The 4,935-nt window shown below is 72.1% G+C and carries 4 protein-coding genes and 1 pseudogene; 3 read left to right on the forward strand and 2 right to left on the reverse strand.

Going from position 1 to position 4,935, the window contains the following annotated elements; genetic code table 11:
• On the reverse strand, positions 1 to 609 hold a 609-nt coding region (locus RIF68_RS27245), incomplete at its 3' end, for a glycoside hydrolase family 6 protein (RefSeq protein WP_309053950.1).
• Between the two features lie 127 nt (positions 610 to 736).
• Positions 737 to 1,702, reverse strand: coding sequence for a glycoside hydrolase family 6 protein (locus RIF68_RS27250; RefSeq protein WP_309053951.1), 966 nt, complete (start codon positions 1,700 to 1,702; stop codon positions 737 to 739).
• A 297-nt stretch (positions 1,703 to 1,999) separates the two neighbouring features.
• On the opposite strand from RIF68_RS27250, the gene RIF68_RS27255 reads away from it, so the two are divergent.
• The 3 genes and pseudogenes from RIF68_RS27255 to RIF68_RS27265 form a co-directional block, all read left to right on the forward strand.
• Positions 2,000 to 3,013, forward strand: a complete 1,014-nt coding sequence (locus RIF68_RS27255; RefSeq protein WP_309053952.1) for a LacI family DNA-binding transcriptional regulator — start codon at positions 2,000 to 2,002, stop codon at positions 3,011 to 3,013.
• A gap of 150 nt (positions 3,014 to 3,163) precedes the next feature.
• Complete coding sequence (locus RIF68_RS27260) at positions 3,164 to 4,480, forward strand: extracellular solute-binding protein (RefSeq protein ID WP_309053953.1); 1,317 nt, start codon at positions 3,164 to 3,166, stop codon at positions 4,478 to 4,480.
• A 257-nt stretch (positions 4,481 to 4,737) separates the two neighbouring features.
• Positions 4,738 to 4,935 (forward strand): annotated as a pseudogene (locus RIF68_RS27265) (sugar ABC transporter permease); the annotation flags it as partial.

The raw sequence follows: 4,935 nt of genomic DNA on the forward strand, positions 1-4,935 counted from the left end.
GAGATAGACGGCGGTGCGGGCCTTGGCCTTGATGGTCCTCACCGCGTACGCCAGATCGGCGATGCGGGCAGCCGTGAGTTCGCCGGTCGGGTCCACGTCCCGCCCGCAGTCGCTGGGGAGGAGGGCCGGGCCGTCGGGCTCGACCACGACGACGGCCTTGCTGTCGCCGATGCCGGCGGCGAAGGCGTCGATCCACTGCCGGTAGGCGGCGGAGGACGGGGCACCACCGCTGGAGTACTGGCTGCAGTCCCGGCCCGGTACGTTGTAGGCGACGAGGACGGGGGTCCGGTTCACCACCCGCGCCTGGCGGACGAGGCTGCTCACCTTGGCCCGTACCTCGTGGGGTGTGCCCTCGGTGAACCACTCGGCCTGCGGCCAGCTCGCGAGCTTCGCCATGTTCACCGCGTTCGCGACGTCGCCGTTCCGCAGGTCGGTGAGCGCCTGCCGGGCGGCCTTGCTGTGCGGGTCCACGTAGAACTTCGTCGTCGGGGTCAGGGCGTCCCCGGCCGGTGCGGCCTGCGCCTGTCCCTGTGTCGCGGTGAGGGCGGCGCAGGCCGCGAGCGCCGCGAGGGCGGCGGTCGCACGGCGCCGTAGGCTGCGTGACTTCATGAAGGCTCCTGGTCGAGGGGGTTCGGAAAGGAGAAAGGAAAGTGAAAAGGGGAAGGGAAACAGGGAACGGAAAGGGCCTGTGGCCCGGTCGCGGGGCGGCGGACACCGGGCCACAGGAGTCGGAAGGTCAGTAGCCGTAGATCATCTTGTAGGCGACCTCGGGGAGGAACTGCCCGGCCGTGGACCCGGTTCCGACGCCGCAGTTGCCGTCGGACTCGCCGGGAGCCTTGATCCACAGCAGCATCTCGGCGCCGCCTCCCATCCGGGTGGGGGTGCCGATGCGGCGGCCGGCCGCGTTGCACCACTCGCCGTTGGAGCCGTTGCCGTTGCGGCTGGTGTCGACGACGAACGGCTTGGTGTAGCCGTAGCGGGCGGCCAGTTCGCTGTTGACGGCGTTTCCGTAGGCGGTGTTCTGGGCGGTCGTGTAGTAGTTCGAGACGTTGAGCGAGAAACCGTGGGCCTGCCGGAGGCCCGCTTCGTGGAGGCGCTGGGCCATCGCCGCCGCGCTGATCCAGCCGGGGTTGCCGGCGTCCAGGTAGACCCAGGTGTTCGGTGCCTGGCGGTTGAACTCGGCGAGGGCTCCGCCGATCATGCCCTGGCGTTCGCGGATCTGAGTCTGTGTCAGGCATCCGTAGTCCGCGAGGGAGTCCGGCTCGAGGATGACCACGGCCGGGCGGTGGGCGATCCCGCCGGCGAACTGGGCGATCCAGGAGGCGTACGCGGCCGGGCTGGTGGCGCCGCCGCCGGAGTGCCCGCCGCAGGAGTCGCGGAGCGGGATGTTGTAGGCGACGAGGACGGGCAGCTTGTCCGCGTGGTCGGCCGCCCCCGCGTACGCGCCGGTGGCGGTGCCGATGGTGCCGCTCCAGGCGCCGAACCAGCGGGCCATGGGCGTGTTGGCGAGGGAGGCGTTGATCGCGGGCGTCCGGCCGTCACCGGGGTGGGCGGCGACCCACTGTTTCGCGGTGGAGTTCGGGTCCACGTAGAACCCGCTGGTCATGGTGGTCGGGTCCGCCGCGTGGGCGGACGGCGCGACGGTGAGCGCCAGCGGCAGCGCGAGGACGGCTGCCGCGAGGGCGCGGATGCTGCGGCGCATGACGGTACCTCGATTCCTGAGGGGGGAGCGCCGCACGCCCTCGTCCTGGGCGGGCGGCGCACTGAGGAAGTGCGGTGGTACGTCACCCCGGACCGTGGAAGCGCTCCCACTGGAAGCGATCCCAGCACGCACATCGGCACTCTGGGGTGTGGCCGGTATCGTGTGATGCCCTGTTCAGCCTGTCAAGTGGGTGCGCTTAACCGACACTTCACATAACCGGGGGAAGGCTTTACAGTCTGGGAACTGGAAGCGCTCCCAGTCTTCCGTGTGTTCCGGATGTGACAGGAGAGGCGGATCATGACCGAAGGCGTGTCCCGCCGGCAGTCGACACTCGACGAGGTGGCCGAACTGGCGGGCGTCTCGCGGTCGGTGGCCTCCCGCGCGCTCAACAACGCCCCGCACGTCAGCCGCGCCAAGCGCGAGGCCGTCGAGCGGGCCGTCCGCCAGCTCGGTTACGTACCCCATCCGGCCGCCCGCGCGCTGGCGACCCGTCAGACCGGCGCGGCCGCCCTGGTCGTCTCGGGGGAGGATCCCTCGATCTTCGCGGATCCGTTCTTCGCCCAGGTGATCGTGGGGGCCTCGGCCGCACTGGAGGACGCCGACCTGCATCTCATGCTCTGCCTGGCCGCCTCCGACCGGGGGCGCAAGCGGGTGGAGCAGCTGCTGAGGTCCAAGGGCGCCGACGGCGTGATGCTGATGGCGCTGCGCGAGGACGATCCGCTGGCCCGGATGGCCGAGGGGGCGGAGATGCCCGTGGTGTTCGGCGGCCGCCCGGTCGGTTTGGACCCCCGCTGGTACGTGGACGTCGACAACGTCGGCGGAGCGCGCGCGGCCACCGAGTACCTGATAGCGTCCGGCCGGACGAGGATCGCCACGATCTGCGGACGTCTGGACACCGAGGTCGGGCGGGCCCGCTACCGCGGCTACCGGGACGCCATGCTGGCGGCCGGACTGGAGCCGTACCCCCCGGAGGGCGGCGACTTCACCGAACCCAGCGGGTCCGCTGCCATGGCCGCGCTCCTCGCGCGCCATCCCGGCCTGGACGGGGTCTTCGCCGCCGGCGACAACATGGCGGCCGGGGCCCTGCGCACGCTGCGCGAGGCCGGCCGCCCGGTCCCCTCGGACGTCGCCGTGGTCGGCTTCGACGACCTGGCCGTGTCCCGGATGGCCGACCCGCCGCTCACCACGGTGCACCAGCCCATAGAGGGTCTCGGCCGGGAGATGGCGCGGATGCTCGTCGCGATCATCGACGGGCAGGACCCCACCCCTCTGATCCTCCCCACGCGCCTGGTCACCCGCGCCAGCGCCTGACGAGCCGACCTCGCCGCCCACCCTGCGGCGAGGGTCCCCTCAGCCCTTGTTTGGGAGCGCTCCCAAACCTTCCTTCGCGCCGATCGCCGACGAGGCGAGGCCCTGCCCGGCGCGCCCCTCCCTCTCACCCCGACGCATCGAGGAGATGCCATGTCCCGCTCGTCCGTGCCGCCCACCCGTACCCGCCGCCGCTCCGCGCTCCTCGCCCCGGCGGCCCTGGCCCTCGCGCTCGCCCTCACCGGCTGTTCGTCCTCCGGAGACGGCTCCGCCTCCGCGGACGGGAAGATCACCCTGACCGTCGGCACCTTCGGGACCTTCGGCTACAAGGAGGCCGGCCTGTACGACGCGTACATGAAGCAGCACCCCCACATCGTCATCAAGGAGAACCCGACCACCGTCGAGGGCAACTACTGGACCGCGCTGCAGACCCGGCTCTCCGGCGGCGGACTCGACGACGTCCAGGCCCTGGAGGTCGGCCGCATATCCCTGGCCACGTCCGAGGATCTCGCCGACGCCTTCGTCGACCTGTCCGACGCCCCCGGCGTCGAGAAGAAGAACTACCTGCCCTGGAAGTGGGAGCAGGCCACCACCACCGACGGCAGGACGATCGGCCTGGGCGCCGACGTCGGCCCGATGGCCATCTGCTACCGCCAGGACCTCTTCAAGGCCGCGGGCCTCCCCTCCGACCCCGAGGCGGTCGGCAGGCTCTGGGCGGGCGACTGGGCGAAGTTCGTCGAGACCGGCAAGCGGTACCAGGCCAAGGCCCCGCGCGGCACCTACTTCATGGACAGCGCCAGCGGACTGTTCAACGCCGTCGTCGCCAGCAGCCCCGTGCAGTACTACAAGGACGGCAAGCTCGCCTACAAGGAATCGGCCGGCGTCAAGAGCGCCTGGGACCTGGCCGTCAAGGCCGTCCAGGGCAGGACCAGCCAGGGCCTGAAGATGTTCGACACCCCCTGGCAGACCGCCTTCTCCAAGTCCACCTTCGCCACCACCGTCTGCCCGTCCTGGCAGCAGGCCAACATCCAGCAGTTCTCCGGACCGTCCAACAAGGGCAAGTGGAACATCGCCCAGCCACCGGCCGCGGGCAACTGGGGCGGTTCCTTCCTCGCCGTGCCCGCCTCCGGCAAGCACGTCGACGAGGCCAAGAAGCTCGTCGCCTGGCTCACCGCCCCCGAGCAGCAGGCGAAGGTCTTCCAGAAGGTCGGCAACATCCCCGCCAACCAGGCCGCCCACGAGCTGCCCGGCGTCGTCGGCTACAAGAACCCCTACATCGGGCCGGGCGCGGCCACCGGCCAGATCTTCTCCACCGCCGCCAAGGCCATCGAGCCCGCCGAGACCGGCCCCCGCGCCGGGGACCTGACCGGGGCGTTCGGCACCGGCGTCCTGCTCATGGAACAGAACGGCAAGAGCCCGGAAGAGGCGTGGAACGCCACCGTGCGCCAGATCGACAGCACCGTCCAGTAACGCCCCCGCCCCACCCCACGCCGCTCCGCGGCCGCCGTCGCGGGGGAGGGGGCCCGCCCACCGGGACCGGCCGAGCGGGCCGGTCCCCGGGCAGCCGGCCGCGGAGGCCGGCCCACCCGAGCGCCGGCCCACCCGAGCGCCGGCCCACCCGAGCGCCGGCCCACCCGAGCGCCCGCCGCCCCTCCCGCCCCGCCGACGACACAGGCCGCCCCTCCCTCTCCGCCGACACCGGCCGTGACCACCGAAGGAACCCACCCGTGGCCTCCACGACCGCACCGAGCCGCACCGGCCCCGCCGACCGGCCGGACGACACCCCGCCGCCCACCGCACGCACCGCGGGCCCCAAGGCCTCCTGGCGCAGCCGCCTCCACCGCTGGGACACCAAGGGCACCCCGTACGCCCTCGTCGCCCCCTTCTTCCTCGTCTTCGCCGTCTTCGGCCTCTTCCCACTGCTC

The organism is Streptomyces sp., from assembly GCF_031178505.1.
Taxonomy (GTDB): domain Bacteria; phylum Actinomycetota; class Actinomycetes; order Streptomycetales; family Streptomycetaceae; genus Streptomyces; species Streptomyces gulbargensis.